The following is a 24,113-nucleotide window of genomic DNA, read 5'->3' on the forward strand; positions in this document are numbered from 1 at the left end:
TCGTCTCCTCACCCTGGCTGGACGGACGTCAATCGGCTCCGGCGCGGATGACGCCGAGCCGGTCTAGCGTCGCCAGATATTCGGCGATCTCCTCGATCGGCACCGGCGCGATGGTGGCGGCGATGGCATCGCCGATCTGCTGAACGGTGCGGCGGCCGTCGACCAGATTCAATGTCTCGTAATCGAAGCTCGGTCCATCCTCCCCGGCGCGCCGCGACAGCAAAGCGGACCTTGGCAATCCTGCTTTTTCAAGATGATCGGCGAACCAGGAATAGCCGAAGCCGGTCATCGGCCCCTTCAGGGCGGAATTGCGGCGATAGACCATGCCATAAGCCGGCTCGGCCGGCGCGGACATCGGTGCGCCCTCGCTCGCCGTGGCGACATCGGCGCTGAGGCCGAAGCGCCCCAGGGATCGTCCCACCTCGGCTTCCAGGCCTTCGGCATGAAGCAGCAAACGCGCTTCCTCGGCGGGCGTGGCGGATCGCCGCATCAGGTGCGCCGTCCGGCGGACGGCTTCTCCCCGGCTGGCGCGCGCTATTGCCGGCACGTCGTCCTGGGTCAGATTCGCGAGCGACCAGGCGGATGCCGCCGCGATGAAGATCGCCCGACGCATCTTGGTGCTGTCCAGATTGGCGGGCACGTCCTTGTTGGTATGGATGTAGATGTCGGGCCAATCGGCCAGATAGAGGACGGGCACGCGGAAGCTGCCTTCGGCCCAGATCTGATGGTCCGACCCTTCCGAAAAGCCGCCGATCTTGGCGTGAAGCGGGTTCCTGGTCCCGTCGGGCTCGATCAGGGGCAGGGCCGCTTCGCCAGTGTCGGCATAGAGCCGCGACTGATCGTCCACATAGCGGGCGATCGCGAAGCCGATGTCGGAAACGAAGCTCGGCAGGCTTGGCGGCGAGCCTTCGACCTTCAGATTGCCGTGGGTGATGTCGGTATTGCCGCCGATCATGTCGAGATGGATGGTCGCCAGCGTCCGTTTCACCCATTGCGGGCGGGCGTTCAGATAGGCGATCGTGCATTCCATCTCGCAAGGCCAGATGAAGCGGATCGTCCGCTCCGGCTGCGGCAGCCGGCCGTCGGAGATCAGCCGGTTCAGGCTGCGGGCCACTTCCAGGATGCCGGAACAGCCGCTCGCATTGTCGTTGGCGCCCGGCGAAGGGTGGTCGAGATGGCAGGATAGGACGATTTCCTTGTTCCTGTCCTTGCCCGGGATCAATGCCGTGGGGATCAGATAGGCGGACGGGCTGCGCCCGGCATCGACCTTGGCGCGCAGGCGGATCGTCTCGCCCTTGGCCAGCCGCGCCTGCCAGGCGCGCGCCCGCGCCGGCGAGACCATGAAGGCGAAGGCGGGATCCTTCCACGTATCGAGATGGCCCCAGCGGATCAGATCGTCATCCTCGCCCCACCAGCCGCTCTTCTGGTTCTGCGCCCAGGAGATTATGCCGGCGGCGCCGCGCTCGGTCACTGCGAGCCGCGCGACGGCTTCGGGCTGCGAGGAGGTGAGCACGATCTTGCCGCGCACGTCCTTGCCTGCATAATCGCTGGGCGAGGTGCCGGCGCCGATATCCGCCAGCTCGGCATTGGCCACGCCGCTGATACTGTCCTGGGCAAGCGTGAGCGGCTGATCGGCCCAGGATGCGATACGCTCCCCATCCGTCCATTCCGTACCCTCGCGCCGTTGCTCCCACAGCTCGGCGAAGCGTGCGTTCCAGGCCGGACGCGAACGCTGGGTGCCGTAAAAGATCTTGCCGTCGGCCGGGAAGGACAGGATCTCGACGTCCTTGAGGCCATAGGATTTCAGCCGGTCCCGGATCAGCTCCGCGGCGGCGCGATAGCCTTCGGACCCGCGCATGCGGTGATGCAGCGACAGCGCCTGCACATTGCGCTTCGCAGCCGTGCCCGAAACCTCGGCGGCGATGGCTTGCGCATGGTGGGGCGGCACGATCGGCAGCTTTTCCTGCGCAGCGACGGCAGCGGGCATGGCGAGCAGGAGGAAAGGAAGGAGGTTTCGCACGATAATTGAAGCCTGCCAGCAGGGGCGGACGGTGTCCAGACTCCCCGTGGGTCCGATGGTGGAACGGGACCAGTTTTCCAGTTTGCCGTCCGGCCGGACCTCGAGCCCTTTCGCTCAGGCCAGGTCGACCAGCCTCGAGCATCCGGAAGATCGTTCAGGTGACGGCGGCACGGACCCGGTAATCGTCGCGGTCCCATCTCCTGTCGGCCATGATCGTCTTGAGACGCTGGACGGCCTCCCATACGTCGGCGAAGCCGACATAGAGGGGCGTGAAACCGAAGCGGAGGATGTCGGGCGCGCGGAAGTCGCCGATCACGCCCTCCTCGATCAGCGCCTGGACGATCGCATAGCCTTCGGGATGGCGGAAGGAGACATGGCTGCCGCGGCGCGAAGCCTCCCTGGGCGTCACCAGTTGGAGCCCGGCAAAGTCGCATTCCTGCTCGACCAGGTCGATCATCAAGGAGCAGAGGTGCCGCGACTTTTCCGCCAGTCGCGCCATGCCGGCTCTGGCAATCAGGTCGACGCCGACTTCGAGCGCAGCGATGCCCAGGATCGGCGGGGTCCCGCACAGGAATCGCCTGATGCCTTCGGCCGGCCGGTAATCGTCGACGAAGTCGAACGGGCTCGAATGGCCCATCCATCCCGACAAGGGCGATCGCAACCTGCCGTGATGGCGTTTCGCGACGAACAGGAAGGCCGGTGCGCCGGGGCCGCCGTTCAGATATTTATAGCCGCAGCCGACGGCGAGATCGGCCCCGGCCCCGTTCAGATCCACTTCCACCGCCCCGGCGCTGTGGCTGAGATCCCAGAGGATCAGCGCGCCCGCTTCATGCGCGCGCGCCGTCATCGCCGCCATGTCGAGCTTGTCAGCGGTCTTGTAATGGGTCTGGGTGAGAAGGACGAGCGCGACCTCCTGCGTGATGGCGTCGGCGAGCGTCTCGCGCGGCCGCGTCTCAAGCCGGCAGCCTCGGCCGACGGTCGCGATCGCACCGTGGATCATGTAGAGATCGGTCGGGAAATTGCCTTCTTCCGACAGGACGATCGTCCGGTCCGGCCGCGCCTCCAGAGCCGCCACGATCAATTTGTAGAGATTGGCCGAGGTGGAATCCCCGACGATCACTTCATCCGGACCGGCGCCGATCAGCCCCGCAATCTTGGCGCCGACGCGGAGCGGGGCGTTGATCCAGTCGTTGGAGGTCCAGCTGCGGATCAGATCCGCGCCCCATTGCCGTTGCACGACGTCGGCCACGACGCCGGGAGTGGCCGCCGGCAGGGCGCCCAGCGAATTGCCGTCGAGATAGATGAGCCCTTCCGGCAACAGGAACGCGCTGCGATATTCCGCCAGCGGATCGGCCGCGTCCAGTTCCAGGCAATGGTCGAAGGTGATCTTGGTCATCATGCGTCCGCCTGATCCCTAGCCTGCGAGCCGTCGAATGCAAGCCGGCTGGTCTCCTGCCGGGCATCGTCGAGAAACTTGGCGAGCATGGTGCCGCCGGTGCCGATCGCGTCGGCGGCCATGCCGGATGGTACGGTGATATAATCATGGGCGATCCGGCGATGGGCCAGCCGGAACCGGTCGACCTGGGCGATGGCCGCATCATAGGCTCGGCGGAGTGTCTCCGATCCGGTCTCGGCACGGGAACGCAACCGCGACACCCTCTCGACATCCTCGACGAAACGGCGATGCCGGCGCGGCATGTAGGTCCGCATTTCCTTGAAGAATTTGCCGGTGGCTGTGCCGTCATGGACGACACCCAGCACCGCGTCGATGGCCTGGATCAGCGCGCTCTGCCCGGCGCTTCCACCGGTGAGCCGACGGGGATCGGTCCATCTTCCGTCATAGACCACGCCCGGCGCGGGCCAGCCGGCGACGAAGATGCGGACGCGATGGTAGAAGATATAGGGATCGCACCATTCCCGCATGCGTTCGAGCGCCGCGATGACGGGCTCCATCCCGTCGACGATTCGTTGCGCCTTGCGGGTAAGATCCTCGTCATCCTCTTCATGGGAAGCGATGGCCGCCTCGCGGATGCTGGCCAGCAGGCCGGCGCCCGCCAGCTCGACGCCCATCGACGCGAGGTAGAACCATTCCTCGTCGACCCCGCCCAGGAAGCCGATCATCATCTGGGCATTGTCGGCGGAAACGGGTCGGCTGCGGTCGACCCGCCGCCAATTGTGCAGCACCATCGATCCGTAATGGCTGATCGGCGGGCGATCGAGCTTCGCGGCGAGATCGACGAGCGGCATTGCGATCGTGCCCGGGATCTTCAAGTCCGGCTCGGACCCTCCCCAGACCCAGGCATTGGCGAAGGTGGTGAGGATCAGAAGCGCTCGTTCGAGTTCCGGATCCGACCAGAGATCGTCGAGCCCGAGGCACGGCAGTTGTGCCAGTTCCGCCCTCATCCGGCCGGACCGGATCAGCGGGGCGATCGACGGGACCAGCCCTTCCCACGGATCGTAGCGCGGCGGCAGCCGCTCGAGCGGATCGGCGGACGGGACGAAGCCGGTGACCGGATCGATATCATAATGGTCGAGCGGGCGCAGGATGTGGGCGCCGTCGCCGGATGAAGTGCGCGCGAGATTCAATGCTTCCACCACCGCCGATCGTCCCTTCACCGTCTCCGAGGCATCCATTTCAGACCGAAAAGAAGTCTGGTCAAGGACCAGTTTCCGACTGTAATATCAGACTTCTTATGGAGCTCCACGTCCCCATCGACCGATCTTCCGGCGCCACCCTGCCGCACCAGATCGGGCGCGCGCTGATCGAAATGATCTGCTCCGGCATGTTGCCGCCGGGTACGCGGCTGCCCGCCAGCAGGGCCTTCGCCGATCAGCTGGGGGTGGCGCGTCTGACCGTGGTCGAGGCCTATCAATGGCTGGCGGACCAGGGTTTCGTCGCCGCCCGACGCGGATCGCGCGCGGTGGTGCAGGAGGTCGGCATTCTTCCTTCCGCTTGTGCGGCCCCGGCCGAAGAGGCTGCTGCAGTTCCCGAGAAATCGTCCCCGGCATTCCTGATCGACTTTCGCGCCGTGCGGCCCGATCTTCGCGCCTTCCCGCGCCGGCGCTGGGGCGCGGCGCTTGCCGCGGCAAGCCGGGATCTCGCGCCGGAGGATCTCGATTATGGCGATCCGCTCGGCCACATGCCCTTGCGCGAGGCCTTGTCTTCCTATCTGCGCAGGAGCCGCGGCCTGACCGTCCCGGCCCGCAACATCGTCGTCACGTCGGGCAGCGGGCAGAGCCTGGACGTCATGCTGCGCGCCCTTCCGGAGCATCGCGAGGTCGCACTGGAAATGCCCGGCCATGCCATCATCCTGAAACTGATGGCGCTGCACGGCTCCCGAATGATCCAGACGCCGGTCGATCGGGACGGCATCCGTGCCGATCTCCTTCCCGCCGACAGCAGGAGCAAGCGGATCGTCCTGGTCACGCCCAGCCATCAATTCCCGATCGGCGCCCGCATGTCTTTGGCCCGGCGGCGCGCCCTGATCGCCTGGGCATCGCGCACCGATGCTCTGATCTTCGAAGACGATTATGACAGCGAGTTCGCCTATGACGGGCGGCCGCTCATTCCCTTGGCGAGCATCGATAGGACCGGACGCGTCGTCTATATGGGCACATTCTCCAAGACTCTCGTGCCCGGACTTCGCCTGGGCTTCATGGTCGTACCGGATTGGCTGCGCGATCGCGTGGCGGCTGTGAAGCTTTGGTGCGATTATGGTGGCGGCATCGTTCCGCAGGCGGCCTTGGCGCGATGGATCGACGACGGCAGCTTCGAGCGGCACTTGCAGCGCATGCGATCGCGCTATCGCGAACGATATCGCGGGCTGGTGGCGGAGGTCGGGTCGGTGTTCGGCGACCGCGCCAGGATTATCGGCGCGCCGGTCGGCATGCATGCCGCCATTGCGCTGAAATCGACGAGGACCGCGGAGGAGATTGCGGATCGTGCCGCCGGGCTCGGCGTCGGGCTCGCGCCGCTTGCGCCCGCGGCTGGCATGCTCGAAGCGGGCGAATCCGCTTTCCTGATCGGCTTCGGCAATTTGAACGAGGATGAGATCATGCGAGGGCTTGCGCTGTTTGCGGAAGCGGCGGCCTGAGCGCTTCTTCCTTGTCCGCTCAAATGACTTGGTGTGCACTTGCTTCGGCGCCGTTCGGCGCTAATCGATGAGCTGGAGCAAGGGGGCTTGGCGATGTTCAAGAAAGCGGAAGTGCGGCGGGAATGCTGGGACTATGCGGTTCCGTTCGCGATCGCGCGCGGCGTCCGGACAAGCTCGGACCTGGTCGTCGTGACCCTCGACGACGGCATCCATCGCGGCCAGGGCGAAAGCTGTCCGACGTCCCGTTACGGCGAGAGCGTCGAAAGCGTGCTCGCGCAGGTCGAAGAGATGCTGTCGGCACTGAAGGGCGGCGCCGATTGGGACGATCTTCATGACGACCTCCCGCCGGGCGCTGCGCGCAATGCCGTCGATTGCGCAATCTGGGACTGGCGGGCCAAGAGCCAGAACCGGCGTGTCGCCGATCTGCTCGGGCTCGCGCCGCTCCGGCCTGTCGCCACCGTCTTCACGGTCGGCATCGGCACCCTCGATGAGATGGCACGCTCTGCCGAACGAAGGAGCAAGCAGCACGGGACGTTGAAGATCAAGCTCGGCGACGGCGGCGACGATCTGGCGAGATTGCGCGCGGTCCGCGCAGCGGCTCCGGGTGCGCGGCTGATCGTCGACGTGAACGAGGGTTGGGATGCGGCGCGGCTGGAAGAGATGATGCCTGAATTGGCTGCGCTGGGCGTCGCGATGCTGGAACAGCCCTTGCCGGCCGGGCAGGACGGCGCATTGGCGGGCATTGAACGATCCATGCCGATCGGTGCGGACGAATCCTGCCACGTCGCCGCCGACGTCGAAGAGCTTGTCGGTCGCTACGACGTCGTCAACATCAAGCTCGACAAGACCGGTGGCCTCACCGAGGCAATGCGGCTTTTGAAGGCTGCGAAGGTGCGCGGCTTCGAAACGATGATCGGTTGCATGGCCGGCACCTCGCTCGCCATGGCGCCCGGCGTGCTGGTGGCCCAGAATTGCGCGTTCGTCGATCTGGATGCGCCTTTGCTGTTCGGCCAGGATCGCGAACCCCGCCTGCTCTACGACGGCGAAACGGTCCACCCGCCCGAGCCCGCGCTCTGGGGTTGAACGTCACGCGATAAAACAGCTTAACCGGGCAGCCGGCAGGGTTTTCCTTCATATTGGTGGCGGAGCAGCGCATATTCCTTGCCGTTCCAGCGCAGCACCGGGAAGCAGAAGCCCGGGCCGCCCACCTCGATATCCTGCCAGCCGCCTGCGCCTCGTGTCGCGAGGAATTTGGGGATGCCGCTGTTGGAATGAACGCTTTTCCAGCCGGCAGGCGATGAAGCCATGATCGCATAGCCCTGGCCGGTCATGCCGTGGCAGGCGATACCGGAATCGACCAGGATGATTTCGGCCTGGCCGTCGCCGTCGAGGTCGCGGATGGCGCCGCCATCGACCCATTCGTCGTCCAGCCGGCCCTCGCCATTGCCGTCGCAATTGGTCCAGCCTCCGTTTTGCTTGCGGAACCCGGCGGCGCGGAAAATGGCGTCGCGTTCGGCCGGCGCGAGCTGGCTCGTTTTCATCGGCAACCTCCACGAAGCGGCCGGGCCGCCCGGTGGAGCCGCCACCGCGGCCATCGGGACGAAAAGCAGGAAGGGGAGAAGCCCGCGCACGTTCACCTCCGGATCAGGGGATCGTTGCGGCTCTATATCAGACTTCCGGACCCCGAGGCGATGCGCCGAAAGCAACGCGCACGATCCGGAAAGAAGCTTCGGGGACGCGACTTGTTTTGCGACTGGATATTCTCGGATCGTCCTACCCCTGGCACCACTGGGTCATTGACACCCGAATGGAAAAGTTCTGATTTGACCGGCGCCGGCATTGCCTGCATCGTGGTGCGGGGGCGTGAGGAGGTTGGAATGATCGATCGTCGTACCCTGCTGGGCGCTATTGCCGCATTGCCTCTGGCCACTTCGGCCGCGGCACAGGCTGGGGCGGCCCCGTCGGCTGCCGCCCTGCATAAGGTCCGGATACCGGGAACGAAGCGCGATGTCCCTCTCGTCGGTGTCGGGACGTCGCGGCGCTACAATGATCCGCAGGGCGCTGATCAGATGGCTGCGCTGAAGGCTTCCATCGCCCGTTTCGCAGAGCTGGGTGGCCAGGTGATCGACACTGCGCCTTCCTATGGCCGGGCCGAGGCCGTGACCGGCCAGCTGGTTCAGGAACTGGGCGTGCGCGACAGACTGTTCCTCGCCACCAAGGTGGGCGTCGACAGCCGCGAGGAGGGGGTGGCGCAGGTCGAGCAGTCGTTCCGTAACCTCAGGACCGACCATATCGATCTGATCGCCGTCCACAATCTGCGCGACGTCGGCAATCAATTGGCGATCCTTCGCGAGCTCAAGGCCGAGGGCCGCGTCGGGGCGGTCGGCATCACGACCTCTTCGGACACGCAATATGCCGATTTCGAGGCGGTGATGCGCCGTGAGCCGCTCGACGCGATCCAGGTCGATTACGCCCTCGACAATCGCGGGGCGGGGGATCGGATCCTGCCGCTCGCGCAGGACCGGCAAGTGGCCGTCATGATCAACCTGCCATTCGGTCGCGGCCGGCTGTTCGAGGCGACCCAGGGCAAGCCGCTTCCCGATTGGGCAGCCGAGATCGGCGCGGCGAGCTGGGCGCAGGTCTTCCTCAAATATATCGTCTCCCACCCGTCCCGCCCGATCGCCATTCCCGGAATGGCGCAGGCCCGCTACGTCGATGACAATATGGGGGCGGCGCGGGGGCCATTGCCGGATCAGGCGATGCGCAAGCGCATGGAAGATTATATCGCTGCCATCTAGGGTCCGGACCCTAGTTTACTGGTCCGGGAGCGCGGGTCCTCCGCGTCAAAAAACGATCGGCCAATCAGACTGAAAATGGGGAGGGGACTTTGACTTCGGATTCGACAGAAGCTGCGCCGGATGGCGTCCTGGCGCGGATCATCGTGGCGCGAAAGGAAGAGGTGCCGGCGGTGGTCGGAGGCTTCGTCCTCTTCTTCCTGCTGTTCGCAAGCTATTTCATGCTGCGGCCGGTGCGCGAGACGTTCGGCATCGCCGGCGGCGTCGACAATCTCCAATGGCTGTTTCTGGGCACCTTTCTCGCCACCCTGGTCGTCGTGCCGATCTATGGGCTGCTCAGCGCCCGGCTGCCGCGCCGCACCTTGCTTCCGGTCACTTACATAGGCTCGGGCCTGATCATGGCCGGCTTCGCCTTCAGCCTGATCGCCGACCCCGACAATGTCTGGATCGGCCGCGCCTTCTACATCTGGGTGTCGGTGTTCAATCTCTTCGTCATCTCCATCGCCTGGAGCCTGATGGCCGATCTCTTCACCAGCGAACAGGGCCGGCGGCTGTTCGGGCAGATCGCGGCGGGCATGAGCATGGGCGGTCTGACCGGGCCCTTGCTGAGCGGGCTCCTCGTCGAGCCGCTCGGTCTTGCCGGCCTGCTTCTCCTGTCGACCGCGCTGCTGCTTTCGACCCTGTTATGCGTTCGCTATCTGCTGGCCTGGCGGGACCGCCAGGGCGCCCTTGATGCCCCCGAAGCGTCGACGCGGCCGATCGGTGGCAGCATCTGGGCGGGCCTCGCTCTCATTCTCAAATCGCCTTATCTCCTGGCCATATCGCTGTTCGTGATCCTGCTCACCTCCGTTTCCACCTTTCTCTATTTCGAGCAGGCGCGCGTGGTGGAGGCGGTCTTTCCCGATCGTGTCCAGCAGACTCAGGTCTTCAGCGCCATCGACGTCGTCGTTCAGTCCTTGACCATTTTCGTGCAGCTCTTCTTCACCGGCCGGATCGCGCGGCGCCTCGGCGTGACGGTGCTGCTGACTGCGGTTCCCTTGATGATGATGCTGGGCTTCGGGGCGCTGGCCATCGCCGCCACTTTCCCGGTCCTCGCTGTCGTCATGGTGGTCCGGCGCGTCGGCGAATATGCCCTCGTCCGTCCGGGTCGCGAGATGCTGTTCACTGCCGTCGATATCGAGACCAAGTACAAGGCCAAGAACGTCATCGATACGTTCGTCTATCGCGGTGGCGATGCGATCTCGGCCTGGGCCAATGCCGGCCTCGTCGCTGTCGGCTCGACGGCCCTCGCCGCGATTGTCGGGGCGATCATCGCCGGGCTCTGGGCGCTGACCGGCCTCTTCATCGGACGGCGCGATCGCGCCCGTCAGAAGCCGGGAGCCGCAGCCGGATAAGGACCTTGGGCGCGCGGCAGAGTCTCAGCCGGCTTGCCGGTGCTTGCGCTGACGGCTGCCGATCGCGATCAGCTTGGATCGCGCCATCGCCCGGGCCTTGTGGGCGTCCATCGGCTGCGCGAGCGCGAAGCCCTGGCCGAATTCGCAGCCGCGCGTCTGCAGGAATTCTCGCTGCTCGGGCGTTTCGATATGCTCGGCGATGCAGGGAAGGCCCAGCGATGCGCAAAGGCCGAGCACGCCGCGCAATAGCCGTTCGGCAGCTTCGGAGCTTGCCGCCGTCGTCACCAGCGAGCCGTCGAGCTTGATCGCATCGAAATTCATCTCGCGCAGGTAGGACAGGCTCGCATAACCGGCTCCGAAATCGTCGAGCACGATCCGTGCGCCGGCATCGCTCAACATCTTGAGATTGGCGCGTGCGACCTGGAAATCGGCGAGCAAGGCAGTCTCCGTGACCTCGATCTGAAGGCGCGACGGGTGCAGGCCCTGCTCCTTCAATATGGCGAGGATCGTGTCGCCCGTCTGGCCGGAACAGAGCTGCACCGCGCTCAGGTTAAAGGAAAGGCTGACCGTTTCGGGCCATTTCACCGCCTCGCCCGCCGCCTTGCGCAGCAGGAAGTCGCTGACCTCCTCGATCACGTCGATCTGCTCGATGATCGGGATGAACTCGGCTGGGGAAATGGGACCGAGCACGGAGTGCGACCAGCGCGCCAGCGCTTCGAACGAACATAGGATGCCGGTCTCCAGCTCATAGATCGGCTGGTAGACGAGCTGGATCTGGTCCTTGACGTCGTCTGATCGGAACGCGCCTTCGATGGCGACGCGGCGGCGGTTGCTGTCGGCCATGGCGGGCGAGAAGAAGGAGACGGAGCCGCGATTATTGTCCTTGGCCGCGTAGAGCGCGGTGTCGCAGCAGATCAGCGAATGGCGGAAGTCCCGCTCTTCGGGCTGGATCAAGGTCATGCCGCAGCTTCCCGACAGCCTGAACTGACGCCCCTCTACCCGATATGGGCGTCGCAGCGCCGCGCAGATCGCCGTGGCCAGCGCATCGGCCGAAGCCTGGTCCTGATCCGTGGCCAGGATGGCGAATTCATCTCCGCCCATCCGCGCGACAAACGCGGCGCGGCCGACCGCGCGGGTGAGTCGTCTCGCCACTGCGGCGAGCACGATGTCGCCCGCAGCGTGACCGAACGTATCGTTGATCGGCTTGAATCCGTCCAGGTCGACAAGCGCCATCAGCGAGATCGTCCTGCGCTCTTCGTCGCCCATGTGGCGCTCGAGCCTGTCCAGGAATGCCCGGCGGTTGGCGACGCCTGTAAGCGGATCGGTGTCCGCGATCGCCCGCACCTTCGCCTTTTCGGCAACGGCCGATCGTTCGGCGCGGCGCGCCCGTTCCTTCTCGCTCTCGGTCTGGGTGCGGGATCTCACCAGTTCCGAAAAAGCTTCGTTCTGGACGTTCATGAGCCGGAGGACGAGCAGGATGGTCAGCACGAGGCTGATGCCGATGCCGACATGGGCGGGATCGGCGGACAGGATCAAGCCGGCCGCCAGCGGCAGGCCGAACAGCAATAAAGGCAGCCGGGCGGCGCTCGGAAAGGGGCTGAGGCCATAAGCGCAGCCCAGCATGGCGAGGCAGGAGAAGAGGATGACGTGGGTGGCATGCGCGTCGTCCGGCGTGCGGAGAAGGTCGATCGCGGACCAGCAGAAGAGCAGGCTGAACAATGCGGTCAGCAGGAGCGTCTGGCGTAGCTGGCCCAGCATCTCGTCGGGCGTCAGCGCCTGGCGTCGTCGCTTGATCCAGTAGAACATGCGGCCGACCACCAGGGCCACCAATGCGGTGGCGGGATGCAGGAATTGCGTGATGCCCTCCCCGTTGGAAAGGACCACGCCGAATATATTGGCCAAGGCGATGATGTAGAGCAGCGGGATCTGGCGCTGGAGCGCCCGATATCGTTCTTCCAGCAGCGCACGGCCCGTCGGGGTCCGGGCTTCGCCGACGTCGATCAGCGCGCGCGGCAGCGAGGAAAGATAGGATTTCATCCTTCGCTCTTAGGCGCGATCGATTAAGACCAGGTTTCCGGCTGCCGGACTTTGGTCGCTTCGCTTGAAGATCGTTCCCGTCCGCCGCCCGCCCGATGGATGAAGGAGAGTCGCGGGCGCTCCGCCTTGCTTTCGTCAATCGATGCAAGTCCGGCTTCTGTGGCCCCGGATCCTCTGTTATCGACCCGGACTCGATGATTTCCATAAGGGGGCTTGTTCATGAGTGCAGCGGGCATGGGAGAAGCGGCGGAAAAGACCTGGTTCGGCCAGCCGCGGGGCCTGACGATCCTGTTCCTCACAAACATGTGGGAACAATTCTCCTATTTCGGCATGCGTGCGCTGCTCGTCTATTACATGACCAAGCAGCTGCTGATCGAGCAGACCCATTCCTCCTATATCTACGGCGCCTACACCTCCTTCGCTTATTTCACGCCGATCATCGGCGGCGCGATCTCCGATCGCTGGCTCGGCAAGAAAAAGGCGGTGATCATCGGCGCCAGCGTCATGGCCGCCGGCCATTTCATGATGGCCTTCGAGTCACTCTTCTATTTCGCGCTGGCGACGATCGCGATCGGCAATGGATTGTTCCTGCCAAGCCTGCCGAGCCAGATCAACGACCTGTACGGGCCTCGCGACCCCCGGAGGGGTTGGGCTTACAATGTCTATTATGTCGGCATCAATATCGGGGCATTCCTGGCGCCGTTGATCTGCGGGACCCTGGGTGAGGTCTATGGCTGGCATTATGGCTTCGGTGCCGCCGGCATCGGCATGGTCGGCGGTCTCATTATCTATCTTGTCGGCGGACGCTATCTCCCGCCGGAACAGCCGCGCGGCAAGGCTGCTCCGGTGGCGATCGATGGCGGCAGCGCCGTAAATTATCGCAGCACCTATGCGGTGCTGCTCGCCATTGGCCTGTCGGTCGTGGTGTTTCGCGGCGCTTATGAGCAGATCGGCAATACGATCGCGCTCTGGGCCGACACCGGAATCAATCGGATGGTCGGCGATTTCGAGATCAGGATGACCTGGTTCATCGCCCTCAACCCCTTGCTGGTGATGGTGATGACGCCCTTCCTGCTGGCGCATTGGCGCCGCAAGGCCGAGGCCGGGCGCGAACGCAGCCCGATGCAGAAAATGGCGATCGGCGCTCTCATCATCGGCTCCGCTTACGGCCTTCTCGCGATCGTCTCGGCCGTCGCCACCGCCCAGGCGAGCTGGATCTGGCTGGTACTCTTCTTCTTCATCCTCACCTTCGGCGAGCTTTACATCCTGCCCACCGGCCTCGGTCTGTTCGCGCGTCTCGCCCCGCCCAGGGCAGGCGCAACCACGGTCGGCTCCTGGTTCCTCGTCACGGGCGCGGGCAGCCTGTTCGCCGGCTTCGTCGGAAGCTTCTGGAGCAGCACCTCGAGACCGGTCTATTTCGCCTGCCTCTTCATTCTCACAGTGATCGCCGCCGGACTGCTGCTCGCGCTCGACCGCTCGACACGCAAGGTCGAGGCGACGCGCGCTGCCGAGCTGGACGCCGCACACGAGAGCTGAAATTTTTTTTTCGACTGTGGCCGTTGCGCCACTTCAAGAGAGAGGAAGGGGCTCCGGGAGGCCGTCGAGGACGGTCAGCCGCCCTATTCCAGCCGGCACGCATCCAGGTGTGTTATTTTCATATGCGAAAAATGTATGTCAGGAATATCGGGACGAATCCTGGATAGGTCGTTTGAACGATGGAACAGGGTCCACGTTCGTTTCATATAGGGGGAATGAGACATGGGAATCCGCAATAAATATCGTAGCAATCTGATCTTGAATGCCAGCCTGGCTGCGATCGGCACCTCCCTGTTTGCAGTGGCGCCTGCAATGGCGCAGACGACTCCTGATGGCGACACCCCGGCCGAAGAGGCCGGTGTCGGCGAAACCGACGATGAAAACGTGATCGTCGTCACTGGCTCGCGCATCGAACGCGCCGGCTTCGATCAGCCGACGCCGACGACGGTCGTCGGCGGCACCGAAATCCGCCAGGCGGCGGCGCCCAACCTGCAGCAGGTGCTCAACGACCAGCCGCAGGTCCGCCCGTCGGTCCTTCCGGCAACGACGGTGGGAAATACTGGCTCAGGCACCGCTCCGGTCGATCTTCGCGGCCTCGGTACGAACCGCACCCTTGTCCTGCTCAACGGCCGCCGCTTCGTCGGCGAGGGCAATTTGAACGTGGTTCCGCTCAGCTTGGTGCAAAGGCTCGACCTCGTCACCGGCGGCGCCTCCGCCGCCTATGGGTCGGGCGCCGTCGCCGGCGTCGTCAACATCATCCTCGATACCAAGCTTGAAGGCATCAGGCTGGGCGCCGAGACGGGCATTTCCTCGCGGGGCGACGGCGAACGCTATCGGCTTGACGGTGCGTTCGGCACGAGTTTCGCCGACGGCAACGGTCACTTCATGATCGGCGCCGAATATGTCGACGACAAGGGTATTTCCCCTCACGGCCGCAAGTCGCGCCCGGGCCTGCGCGGCGGCGGGCAGACCGTTCTCAACGGACAGGTCGTGATCGCCGATGACGTGAATGCCGTAAGAAGCGAGTCGGGCCTGATCAGAAGCGGGATTTTTGCGGGTCAGACCTTCAACAATGACGGGACATTGCGCCCTTATCGTGGTCCGGGCGTCGGGAATATCGGCGGCGAGGATGCCTCGAACCTTTACGATCATATCTATTTGGCGGGACCGTTCGAACGGCTCAACGTTTATGGTCGCGTGAGCTATGATATTGGCGGTGCGACGATCTGGGCCGACGCCAATTACGGACGCGTCCGGTCCAGTTACGACTTTTTTCCGGACTATATCACTCCGGGCGATTTCGGCGCCGGGCCGATCACGGTTTCCGCGGCCAATCCTTTCCTCCCACAATCGCTACGGGATCAACTGGCTGCGGCCGGTGAAACCAGCTTCCTATATTCCCGTACCTTCACCGACATCTTCATGCTGAAATTCGAGTCGGAGCGGGAATATAAGGAAGGCGCAATCGGCATCGACGGCACCTTCGGCAATGGCTGGAAATATAGCGCCCATTACAGCCATGGCGAACTCGAGACGACCCAGGCACTCAACGACAACCGCGTGAGAGCGAATTACCTCAATGCGATCAATGCGGTTTCCAGCGGCGGCCAGATCGTCTGCGCCATCAATGCGGACGCCAATCCCGCGAACGACGATCCCGCATGTCGTCCGCTCAATATCTTCGGATCCGGCAATGCTTCGGCAGAGGCGATCGACTATGTCACTGCCGATCAGGGTGCGAGCGCGATCGCAAAGCTGGATGCAATGGGCGCGGAAGTGCAGGGCGATTTGTTTTCGCTGTGGGCCGGACCGATCACGGTCGCATTCGGCGTCGAAGCGCGATGGGAATCCTCGCGCGGCTTCCGTACGGCTGAGCAAATTGCCACCGCTCCGACGCTGGGCATTCCGCTCTACACCTCTGACGTCGCCGGCAAGTTCAACGTAAAGGAAGGCTTTGTCGAACTTGTCGTGCCGGTGATCGATGCGGAAGGCATCAAGATCGACACGAACGGTTCCGCCCGCTATTCCGATTACAGCACCAGCGGCGGCATTTGGTCTTGGAAGCTCGGTGGCACCGCCCGCTTGTTCAACGACCTGAGGTTGCGCATCGTTCGTTCCCGCGACATCCGTTCGCCGAGCATCAATGAGCTGTTCTCTATCAGGGCCGTCAATATCGGCCCGCAAGTCGATCTGGATACGGCGGGCCGCACCGGCATCCCCGGCTATAATCCCAACCCGGCCCAGGTGACGACCTATTCCGGCGGCAATCCGGATCTCGTGCCGGAGACCAGCAAGACCTTGTCCTTCGGCGGATCCTATCAGCCGAGCTTCATTCCTGGTTTGAGCTTGTCGGTCGATTATTACGACATCAAGATCAGTGGTGCGATCACCGTTATCTCGGCGTCCAACCTCACGGCGGCTTGCGCTGGCGGCAGTCAGGCAGCCTGTGACCGCATCACGCGTGACCCTGTCACGCAAACCCTGACCGAGGTGTTGACGAACCAGCAGAATATCGCCTCATTTTCCACGAGCGGTCTGGACTTCGAGGCCGCCTATCAGTTGCAGGTACGGCAGTTGATGGGCGACAAGCCGGGTTCGATCCGCTTCCGTGCCCTGGCGACGTACGTGAAGGATTATGTTTTCGACACTGGTTTCTATGCTACCGGCAGGACTGGGCCCGTTAATCTGGCGGGTGATGTGGGTGACGGCGTCACCGGTCTTCCGAAATGGCGGGGAACGTTCAGCGCAACCTATCAGGACGGGACGTTCGGCCTCGATGCACGCGTCCGCTATGTCGGTGGCGGCGTGTTCAACGAACTGCTTGACGGGACGGGCGGCCGTGTCAATTTGTCCAACAACAAGATCTCCGCACGGACCTATTTCGACCTTGGCGCTCAGTTCAAGGTCATGGACAGGTTCACCTTTTTTGGAAATGTGAGGAACTTGTTTGACGAGGCGCCGCCGATCAACACCACCGCCAGCGCGCATTATGATGCCATTGGCCGTTACTTCACCTTTGGAGCCAAGGTAAACTTCTAACCTCACCGAAGGCGGCAAAGGCATCCGCCTTCGTTCTGCTGAGGAAGATAATGGGAAGCGGGCGGCGGTCATTGATCGCCGCCCGTTTCATTTCTACACCTGTCACGTCTTTGAGTCGAACGGCTCGTCTGATGCCAGTGGTGCAATTGAGCCACCGGCTTCTCAAGCCCGTACAGAATGACGATCAACGGAAGTGCCGTCTGGCGGGCGGTGCGAGGCGAGCTTGGCCCCTCCGATGCACGTCATTTTCCGGGCGGATAAATTTTCTTTAACTGTTGCGCCGGCGCCACGCCCGCAGAGAGGACAGGCATCGTCCTCGCGCGTTCAGGCTTGTTTCATCCCAATAGGGTTCTTTGAATATCACGAAGACGGATTTTCATTTGTGAAATAATTGTGCACATGTGCGGCAAGCCCCCGATTCACGGGGCAAGATCCGTTGCATCTGCAGCTTATCATCCGGGAGGGAAGTCAAGAAATGACAATTCGTGGGGAAAATCGCCGTCGGCTCACTTTTGGCGCCAGCATGCTGGCGATCGGCGCGTCCTTCGCGGCGGCCGCTCCTGCTTACGCCCAGACGGCGGGGCAGCCAAACGACACGCCCGCCGAAGAGGCGGGTGCCGGGGAAAGCGGCAATGAGAATGAGATCGTGGTCACCGGATCGCGCATCGAGCGCGCCGGCTTCGATCAGCCGACGCCGACGACGGTCGTCGGCAACACCGAAATCCGCCAGGCCGCACAGCCGAACCTCCAGCAGGTGCTGAACGAGCAGCCGCAGATCCGCAACACGTCCAATCCGGCGGGAACGGTCGCCAATACCGGCAGCGGCACCGCGCCGGTCGACATGCGCGGCCTCGGCACCGCGCGGACCCTTACGTTGGTCAACGGACGGCGCTTCATCGGCGACAACAACCTCAACTTCGTTCCGACCAATCTGGTCGAGCGGATCGAACTCGTGACCGGCGGCGCATCCGCGGCCTGGGGTTCGGGCGCCGTCGCCGGCGTCGTCAACATCATCCTCAACGACGATCTCGAAGGCTTCTCGCTGGGCGCCAATACCGGCATCTCCTCGCGTGGCGATGGCTTTCGCTACGGCTTCGATGGTTCGTTCGGCACCCATTTCGCCGACGGCAGGGGCCATTTCATGGTCGGCGCGGAATATGTCCGCGACAAGCGGATCGGCCCCAATGGAATGAACGATCGCCCGTGGTACGGCGCGGACTTCGTCAATATCGGCGGCGGCCAGCTCGAGCTGCAGCCCAATATCAACAACAACCTCATCGTCGCGGGGCAGCCCGTCACCCTTGGCGGTACGATCCTCACCAGCTCGCTCGCCGGCCAGCTGTTCAATCCCGACGGGAGCCTGCGTCCCGCGACAGCTGCCGACGCGATCAACGTCTATGAAACGATCAACGTCAGGAGCCCGCTGGAGCGTATCGGCAGCTATGCGCGGGTCAGCTACGACGTTGGCGCCGGCGCGACGATCTGGGCCGACTTCGCTTATGGCAGGACGCGGGTGAACCAGCCGTTCCTGCCCGACACCTCGGCGATCGCCCTCAACATTTCGGCGACCAATCCCTTCCTGTCTCAGACTATCCGTGATCAACTGGCTCTGGCCGGGGATCCGGGCTTTCTTCTCGGGCGTCTGTCCGGCGACGCGCTTTTCCTGCAGTTCGAGGCGGAGCGCGAAACCTTCGAAGGCGCGGTGGGCATCGAAGGCAGTCTCGGCGGCGGCTGGAAATATGACGCCCATTTCAGTCATGGCCAAATCAAGAGCAAGCAGTTCATGCGCAACTCGGCGATCAGCGCGAACCTGGCCCGCGCGGTCAACGCCGTGCAGACCCCGGGCGGCATCGTCTGCGCGGTCAATGCGGATGCTAACCCGGCCAATGACGACCCCGCCTGCGTCGCCTTCAATCCGTTCGGGGTCGGCGCACCCTCGGCGGCTGCGATCGACTATGTGACCGGGACCCAGAGCTCCTTCAGCACCAGCAAGCTCGATTCCGCCGCCGTGCGGCTCCAGGGCAGCCCATTCTCTCTCTGGGCCGGCGAAGTCAGCGTCGCCTTCGGCGCCGAAGCGCGTTGGGAGGAGAATATCGCAACGAACGGGGAGCTGGACAGGCAGGGTGCATCCAGCATCTTCGGCACGCCTTTGTATCGCAACCCGACCAGCGGCCGCACAAACGTCAAGGAAGGCTTCGGCGAAATATTGCTGCCTTTGCTGGACACCGATCAGGTCAAGTTCGAGCTGAACGGCGCGGCCCGCTATTCCGACTATAATCGCAGCGGCGGAATATGGTCCTGGAAGGTCGGCGGAACCGCACGCCTGTTCGACAGTCTCCTGCTCCGGGCCACCCGTTCGCGCGACATCCGCGCGCCGGGCATTGGCGAGCTGTTCTCGGTCAGTGGGCTGAACATCAGGAACGTCGTCGATCTCGATCCGCCCCCGGGCGCCGTCGACGGACAGAATGGCTACGATGCCACGCCGACGATCAGGCTGCTGACGGGCGGCAACCCGAATCTGGTCCCGGAAATCGGCAAGACCTGGACCGTCGGCGCCAGCGTTTCGCCTTCCTTCCTGCGGGGCTTCAACCTGTCGGTTGATTATTACGACATCAAGATCAGCGGTGCGATCCAGGCGCCCGACACGCGGGATCTTACCCTGAACTGCTCGCAGGGCGATGCGGAGGCCTGCGCCCGCATCACCCGCGATCCCGTCACCGGAACGATCACGGAAGTCCGCGCGCAAAGCGCGAACATCGCCAGCCTGCAGACCAACGGCATCGACATCGAAGCTTCCTATCTGCTGCCGATGTCCAGCATTTCGAGCCTGCCGGGTTCGCTGCGCTTCCGCGTCCTGGCGAACTGGACGGACAAGCTGCTGACCCAGACGCCGACCTGCATCCTCCTCAACAGCTGCTTGCAGCCGATCGGCAGCGTCGGCGATACGGTGGTGGGCGGCGCTCCGCACTGGCGCGGGACGTTCAGCACCACCTACCAGAGCGACGCGCTCGGTCTCGATCTGCGCGTCCGCTACGTGGGCGGCGGCAAGTTCAACGAGGCCCAGACCAATATCGTCAATAACGACATCAGCTCCCGCATCTATGTGGACGTCGGTGCCCAGTTCAAGGTGATGGACAAGTTCACCTTCTTCGGAAATGTCCGCAACCTGTTCGACCGGGATCCGCCCCTCGCGATTCAGCTTGGCGGCACCCATTACGACACGATCGGCCGTTACTTCACGGCTGGCGTCAAACTGGATTTCTGATCGGGGCGATGTCCCGAGCCTCGGGTGTGGGACAGGATATGGCCTGTCGCCCGGGTTATGGATAAAGAAAGCGGGCGGTGGCTTGGGTCACCGTCCGCTTTCTTTTTACCGGTTCCCGGACATGGACCTTGGCCGGGCCTTTCGACTTCCGAGTATAAGGAAATTTCAGCTCCGCGCCGGTCCATCCCTCGGGGAGAAGTATAGGGGCATAGCCGCCAGCTATGGCAGGCCCAAACCTCTTCTGTTGCGTCGCGGGCGATATCGTGTGATTTTACGTATGGAAAAAATGTTCGGATTAAGCCATGAGAGTCCCCAACAGGATTCCTTCCGGGAATCGGACATGCTAAGCAGGAGATCGAGAAAGTGTCGACGATGACGGCCGCTGGCCAGGTTGAAGCGCAGGTGCGTGAGCTGCCGCGCCCCTATCTGCTGTTCCTGGGCGACAATGTGGACCCCAATTATGCGAAGACGGCCTTCGGGCTGCGCGATTGGGCCGGCGAGCTCTGCATCGGCGAATATGCGCTGCCCGGCGCGACCACCACCACCGGCCTTCCGGTGCTGACGCCGGCCGAGGCGGCGGCGAAGGGTGCCAGGTCGCTGGTGATCGGCGTCGTCGTCAGCGGCGGGATGATCTCGCCCAAATGGATCCCGACCCTGATCGAGGCGATCGAGGCCGGCCTCGACATCGTCAGCGGCATGCATGCCAGGCTGGTCGACATCCCGGAGCTGAAGGCGGCCGCCGACCGGGCCGGGCGCGCGCTGATCGACATCAGGACGCCGCCGCGGAACCTGCCGGTCGGCAAGGGTCTCAAGCGCGGCGGCAAGAGGCTGCTGACGGTCGGTACCGATTGCGCGCTCGGCAAGAAATATACCGCGCTCGCGATCGCCCGCGGGCTGAAGGCACGCGGGCTCGACGTCGATTTCAGGGCCACCGGCCAGACCGGGATCATGATCGCCGGCCGAGGCATACCGATGGACGCGGTGGTCGGCGACTTCATCTCGGGCGCCGCCGAGATACTGTCGCCGGATGCCGCGCCCGATCATTGGGACGTGATCGAGGGCCAGGCATCCTTGTTCCACCCTTCTTATGCCGGCGTGTCGCTGGGCCTGCTCCATGGCAGCCAGCCCGACGTGTTTGTCATCTGCCATGAGGCGGGGCGGACCACGACCATGGGCCATCCGACCTATCCGCTGCCGAGCATCGAAGAGGTGATGGACCTCACCATCCGCCAGGGCAGCCGCACCAACAAGGTGATACGATGCGCCGGCGTCAGTCTCAATACGGCCAAGCTCGGGCCTGAAGAAGCCGAAGCCGTGATCGCCGCCGAATGCGACCGCCTGGGAATGCCGGTCGCCGATCCGATGCGCCCCGGCCCGGCCTTCGAGAAGCTGCTCGACGCCTGCATCGCCTGACGGCGGGGCAAAGGCGCGGCCCTGATCTGGGTGCTGTTGCGGTCACGGGCCGGCTTGGGCAAGCTGGCCCCGCCGGCTTCCGGGCCGGGCAGGGCGCGGAAGGCTGTCGGGTAGCGAAGGAGGCGGTATGAGATATTTCGCAGCATGGGCGCTGGCATCGTTCCTAGCGGCGCCGGCCTTGGCCGCGCCGCCCTCTGGCTTCGACCAGCGCGTGGAGGCGCTTCGCCGATCGTTCGGCGCGCCGGGCGTCTCCATCGCGATCGTGGAGGATGGCAAGCCCACTCTTGCCCGGGGCTATGGCGTCCGCGTCCATGGCAAGCCGGAGCCGGTCGGCCCGGAGACGATTTTCGCCACAGGATCGACCGGCAAGGCCTTCACCGTCGCGGCGCTCGCCATCCTGGTCGATCAGGGCACGATCGGCTGGGACGATCCCGTCATCGATCACATGCCGGATTTCCGCATGTGGGATCCCTGGGTGACGCGCGAAATGACGATCCGCGACCTGCTCGTCCATCGCAGCGGGCTTGGCCTCGGCGCCGGCGATCTGCTGTTCGTCCCGCGCAGCGACCTTTCGCGCAAGGAATCGGTGCGGCGCCTCCGTTACATCAAGCCGGCCACCAGCTTCCGCAGCGCCTATGCCTATGACAATGTCCTCTACATGGCCGCCGGCCAGCTGATCGAGGAGGTGACGGGCCAGACCTGGGAGGAATTCGTCAAGGCCAACATCTATCGCCCCGCCGGCATGGATGTTTCCACCGTCGACGATGCCGGTCGTATCGCAACCGCCAATCGGGCGCGGCCGCATGCGCGGCTGAACGGCCCGATCCGCGGGCTCGGCGATCTGGAGCCGCTCGACGAGACCGCGGACCAGGCGTCCAACGTCGCCCCGGCCGGGGGTCTCGCGATCAGCGCCGACGACATGACGCGGTGGCTGATGATCCAGCTCGCCCACGGCAAGCTGCCGGAAGGTGATGGCCGCCTGTTCAGCGCGGAGGCCGCCGCCGAGATGTGGCGTCCGGTCACCTTGCAGCCGGTCGATCCGGTCCCGGCCGATCTGCAGCCGACCCAGCCGATGTTCTCCACTTATGCGCTCGGCTGGGACGTCCAGGATTATCGCGGTGCCAAGATCGTCTGGCATGGCGGGGCCGTGTTCGGCTCGCTGACCGCGGTGGTGCTGATCCCCGACCGCAATGTCGGCTTCTCCATCGCCACGAACAGCGAAGAGGGGCAGATCGTTCGCGGCCTGATGTACGAATTGCTCGATCATTATCTGGGCCTGCCCAAGGCCGGATGGCCCGAGAAGCTGGCCGCGCACAAGGCCCGGCGCGCGGCTGCCGCCGTCAAGGCCGTCCAGGCCGAAGGCGCGGCGCGGGCCAGGGTCGGGCCGTCGCTTCCCCTGATCCGCTACGCCGGCGATTATGCCGATCCCTGGTACGGGACGATCTCGGTGCGCAGGGTGGGGGACAGGCTCCGGGTCGATTTCCCGCACACGCCGGGGCTCAGCGCGACGCTGGAACATTGGCAATATGATACGTTCCGGACGGCGTTCAACGACAGGGGCATGGAACCCGCCTTCATGACCTTCAGCCTCGATGCCGACGGCAAGGTCGATCGTATCACCATGAAGCCGGTCTCGCCGCTGGCGGATTTCAGCTTCGATTATCAGGATCTTCTCTTCACTCCGGTGAAGGCTTCGCGCTAAGCAGATCGGGATCAGCGGCCCTCGGGCGTGATCCACGGCGCCGAGCAGATGGACAGGATCCGGCATCTGTCCTCGCCCTTGGCAAGATAAGCGTGCGGCATCGCGCTGTCGAAATAGACGGATTCGCCCGGCACCAGCGTGACCGGCGCATAGGCGCCGGTGTGGAATTCGAGCAGGCCCTCGATCACGAAGATGAATTCCTCGCCGGGATGGCTCAGGAACTCGTCCACCTCGTCCAGCGTCCGCGCCTTGACCTCGCCGATGATCGGCGTGAACTGCTTGTGGAGGATGTCGGAGCTCAGATAGCGCAGGGTCTGCTGCGCCATGTCCAATATTTCGCCGCTGCCGATCCGGTTTACGCTCCGCCGCTGCTTATTGTCCTGGCTTTCGATCGGCACCGCGGAAAGCAGCTTGGCGATGTCGATCGCCAGGCCGTTACTGAGCTTGCTCAGCTGCCCGTAGGTCGGGGAGATCTGGTCGTTCTCGATCCGCGACAGGGTCGATACCGGCAATCCCGTGCGCTCGCTGACGAAGGCCAGGGTCCAGCCGCTCTCGCGCCGATATTTCCGCAGGATCGATCCGGGCTTCGCCACTGGCCGCACCTTTTGCTCCTCCTGTCGCCGTTGCGCGATTAGCTAGCGGCTGGCATAAGCCGGCGCAAAGGCTTTGCACCCCCTGAATCCGGTTGCATTTTCACGAAATTTGCGGATATGGAAATCCGATTCCTTCCGCTGAGGAAGCGTTATCGGTTGATAACAGGGGAAAAGTTCAGGATCGGAGCGGGGGCCGCTCGTTCGGCTCCGACGCAACGCCCGGCC

15 protein-coding genes are annotated in these 24,113 nt (G+C 64.2%); 9 read left to right on the top strand and 6 right to left on the bottom strand.

What is annotated here, in order from left to right; translation table 11 throughout:
* Nucleotides 1-28: 28 nt before the first annotated feature.
* The 3 genes from RQX22_RS07915 to RQX22_RS07925 form a co-directional block, all read right to left on the bottom strand.
* Nucleotides 29-2,020 carry a DUF4910 domain-containing protein gene (locus tag RQX22_RS07915; RefSeq protein ID WP_315725289.1) on the bottom strand — a complete coding sequence of 664 codons (1,992 nt, stop codon included), beginning with the start codon at nucleotides 2,018-2,020 and terminating at the stop codon, nucleotides 29-31.
* 154 nt (nucleotides 2,021-2,174) lie between these two features.
* A complete protein-coding gene (gene kynU, locus RQX22_RS07920) occupies nucleotides 2,175-3,419 on the bottom strand; it encodes a kynureninase (RefSeq protein ID WP_315725291.1) in 1,245 nt (414 codons plus the stop codon).
* Nucleotides 3,416-4,654 carry a PrnB family protein gene (locus RQX22_RS07925; protein ID WP_315725293.1) on the bottom strand — a complete coding sequence of 413 codons (1,239 nt, stop codon included), beginning with the start codon at nucleotides 4,652-4,654 and terminating at the stop codon, nucleotides 3,416-3,418. The genes kynU and RQX22_RS07925 overlap by 4 nt, the downstream gene beginning before the upstream one ends.
* Before the next feature lie 59 nt (nucleotides 4,655-4,713).
* Here RQX22_RS07925 and pdxR point away from each other — a divergent pair, with 59 nt between their 5' ends.
* Both pdxR and dgcA read left to right on the top strand, forming a co-directional pair.
* Nucleotides 4,714-6,114 (top strand): MocR-like pyridoxine biosynthesis transcription factor PdxR, encoded by a 1,401-nt coding sequence (gene pdxR / locus RQX22_RS07930; RefSeq protein ID WP_315725295.1) that lies wholly within the window; start codon nucleotides 4,714-4,716, stop codon nucleotides 6,112-6,114.
* 93 nt (nucleotides 6,115-6,207) lie between these two features.
* Complete coding sequence (dgcA, locus tag RQX22_RS07935) at nucleotides 6,208-7,197, top strand: N-acetyl-D-Glu racemase DgcA (protein ID WP_315725298.1); 990 nt, start codon at nucleotides 6,208-6,210, stop codon at nucleotides 7,195-7,197.
* Nucleotides 7,198-7,217: 20 nt separating this feature from the next.
* On the opposite strand, the gene RQX22_RS07940 is transcribed toward dgcA, so the two are convergent.
* Nucleotides 7,218-7,655 carry a hypothetical protein gene (locus tag RQX22_RS07940; RefSeq protein WP_315725300.1) on the bottom strand — a complete coding sequence of 146 codons (438 nt, stop codon included), beginning with the start codon at nucleotides 7,653-7,655 and terminating at the stop codon, nucleotides 7,218-7,220.
* A 336-nt stretch (nucleotides 7,656-7,991) separates the two neighbouring features.
* Between RQX22_RS07940 and RQX22_RS07945 the strand changes: the two genes are divergently transcribed.
* Entirely contained in the window at nucleotides 7,992-8,912 is a 921-nt protein-coding gene (locus RQX22_RS07945) for an aldo/keto reductase (protein WP_315725302.1), read from the top strand.
* Nucleotides 8,913-9,001: 89 nt separating this feature from the next.
* Nucleotides 9,002-10,303 (top strand): NTP/NDP exchange transporter, encoded by a 1,302-nt coding sequence (locus RQX22_RS07950; RefSeq protein WP_315725304.1) that lies wholly within the window; start codon nucleotides 9,002-9,004, stop codon nucleotides 10,301-10,303.
* Nucleotides 10,304-10,327: 24 nt separating this feature from the next.
* Here the strand turns inward: RQX22_RS07950 and RQX22_RS07955 are convergent, their stop codons facing one another.
* Entirely contained in the window at nucleotides 10,328-12,340 is a 2,013-nt protein-coding gene (locus RQX22_RS07955) for a putative bifunctional diguanylate cyclase/phosphodiesterase (protein ID WP_315725306.1), read from the bottom strand.
* Between the two features lie 219 nt (nucleotides 12,341-12,559).
* Between RQX22_RS07955 and RQX22_RS07960 the strand changes: the two genes are divergently transcribed.
* The 5 genes from RQX22_RS07960 (at nucleotide 12,560) to RQX22_RS07980 (ending at nucleotide 23,295) form a co-directional block, all read left to right on the top strand.
* Nucleotides 12,560-13,876: a peptide MFS transporter gene (locus RQX22_RS07960; protein WP_315725308.1), complete on the top strand. Its 1,317-nt coding sequence runs from the start codon at nucleotides 12,560-12,562 to the stop codon at nucleotides 13,874-13,876.
* A gap of 222 nt (nucleotides 13,877-14,098) precedes the next feature.
* Nucleotides 14,099-16,915, top strand: coding sequence for a TonB-dependent receptor domain-containing protein (locus RQX22_RS07965; protein ID WP_315725310.1), 2,817 nt, complete (start codon nucleotides 14,099-14,101; stop codon nucleotides 16,913-16,915).
* Nucleotides 16,916-17,390: 475 nt separating this feature from the next.
* A complete protein-coding gene (locus tag RQX22_RS07970; RefSeq protein WP_315725312.1) occupies nucleotides 17,391-20,180 on the top strand; it encodes a TonB-dependent receptor domain-containing protein in 2,790 nt (929 codons plus the stop codon).
* Between the two features lie 372 nt (nucleotides 20,181-20,552).
* Nucleotides 20,553-21,593, top strand: a complete 1,041-nt coding sequence (locus tag RQX22_RS07975) for a DUF1611 domain-containing protein (RefSeq protein WP_315725550.1) — start codon at nucleotides 20,553-20,555, stop codon at nucleotides 21,591-21,593.
* Nucleotides 21,594-21,720: 127 nt separating this feature from the next.
* Nucleotides 21,721-23,295 (top strand): serine hydrolase, encoded by a 1,575-nt coding sequence (locus RQX22_RS07980; RefSeq protein WP_315725314.1) that lies wholly within the window; start codon nucleotides 21,721-21,723, stop codon nucleotides 23,293-23,295.
* Nucleotides 23,296-23,306: 11 nt separating this feature from the next.
* Here RQX22_RS07980 and RQX22_RS07985 read toward each other — a convergent pair whose 3' ends face one another.
* Nucleotides 23,307-23,897, bottom strand: coding sequence for a helix-turn-helix domain-containing protein (locus tag RQX22_RS07985; RefSeq protein ID WP_315725316.1), 591 nt, complete (start codon nucleotides 23,895-23,897; stop codon nucleotides 23,307-23,309).
* Nucleotides 23,898-24,113 lie beyond the last annotated feature (216 nt).

The sequence above is a fragment of the Sphingosinicella rhizophila genome (assembly GCF_032378825.1).
Taxonomy (GTDB): Bacteria; Pseudomonadota; Alphaproteobacteria; order Sphingomonadales; family Sphingomonadaceae; genus Allosphingosinicella; species Allosphingosinicella rhizophila.

Excerpts from the sequence above, each read along its gene's own strand:
- kynU (WP_315725291.1), bottom strand. The coding sequence starts at position 3,419 with ATGATGACCAAGATCACCTTCGACCATTGCCTGGAACTGGACGCGGCC.
- RQX22_RS07925 (WP_315725293.1), bottom strand. The coding sequence starts at position 4,654 with ATGGATGCCTCGGAGACGGTGAAGGGACGATCGGCGGTGGTGGAAGCA.
- pdxR (WP_315725295.1), top strand. The coding sequence starts at position 4,714 with ATGGAGCTCCACGTCCCCATCGACCGATCTTCCGGCGCCACCCTGCCG.
- dgcA (WP_315725298.1), top strand. The coding sequence starts at position 6,208 with ATGTTCAAGAAAGCGGAAGTGCGGCGGGAATGCTGGGACTATGCGGTT.
- RQX22_RS07940 (WP_315725300.1), bottom strand. The coding sequence starts at position 7,655 with ATGAAAACGAGCCAGCTCGCGCCGGCCGAACGCGACGCCATTTTCCGC.
- RQX22_RS07945 (WP_315725302.1), top strand. The coding sequence starts at position 7,992 with ATGATCGATCGTCGTACCCTGCTGGGCGCTATTGCCGCATTGCCTCTG.
- RQX22_RS07955 (WP_315725306.1), bottom strand. The coding sequence starts at position 12,340 with ATGAAATCCTATCTTTCCTCGCTGCCGCGCGCGCTGATCGACGTCGGC.
- RQX22_RS07960 (WP_315725308.1), top strand. The coding sequence starts at position 12,560 with ATGAGTGCAGCGGGCATGGGAGAAGCGGCGGAAAAGACCTGGTTCGGC.
- RQX22_RS07965 (WP_315725310.1), top strand. The coding sequence starts at position 14,099 with ATGGGAATCCGCAATAAATATCGTAGCAATCTGATCTTGAATGCCAGC.
- RQX22_RS07970 (WP_315725312.1), top strand. The coding sequence starts at position 17,391 with ATGACAATTCGTGGGGAAAATCGCCGTCGGCTCACTTTTGGCGCCAGC.
- RQX22_RS07975 (WP_315725550.1), top strand. The coding sequence starts at position 20,553 with ATGACGGCCGCTGGCCAGGTTGAAGCGCAGGTGCGTGAGCTGCCGCGC.
- RQX22_RS07980 (WP_315725314.1), top strand. The coding sequence starts at position 21,721 with ATGAGATATTTCGCAGCATGGGCGCTGGCATCGTTCCTAGCGGCGCCG.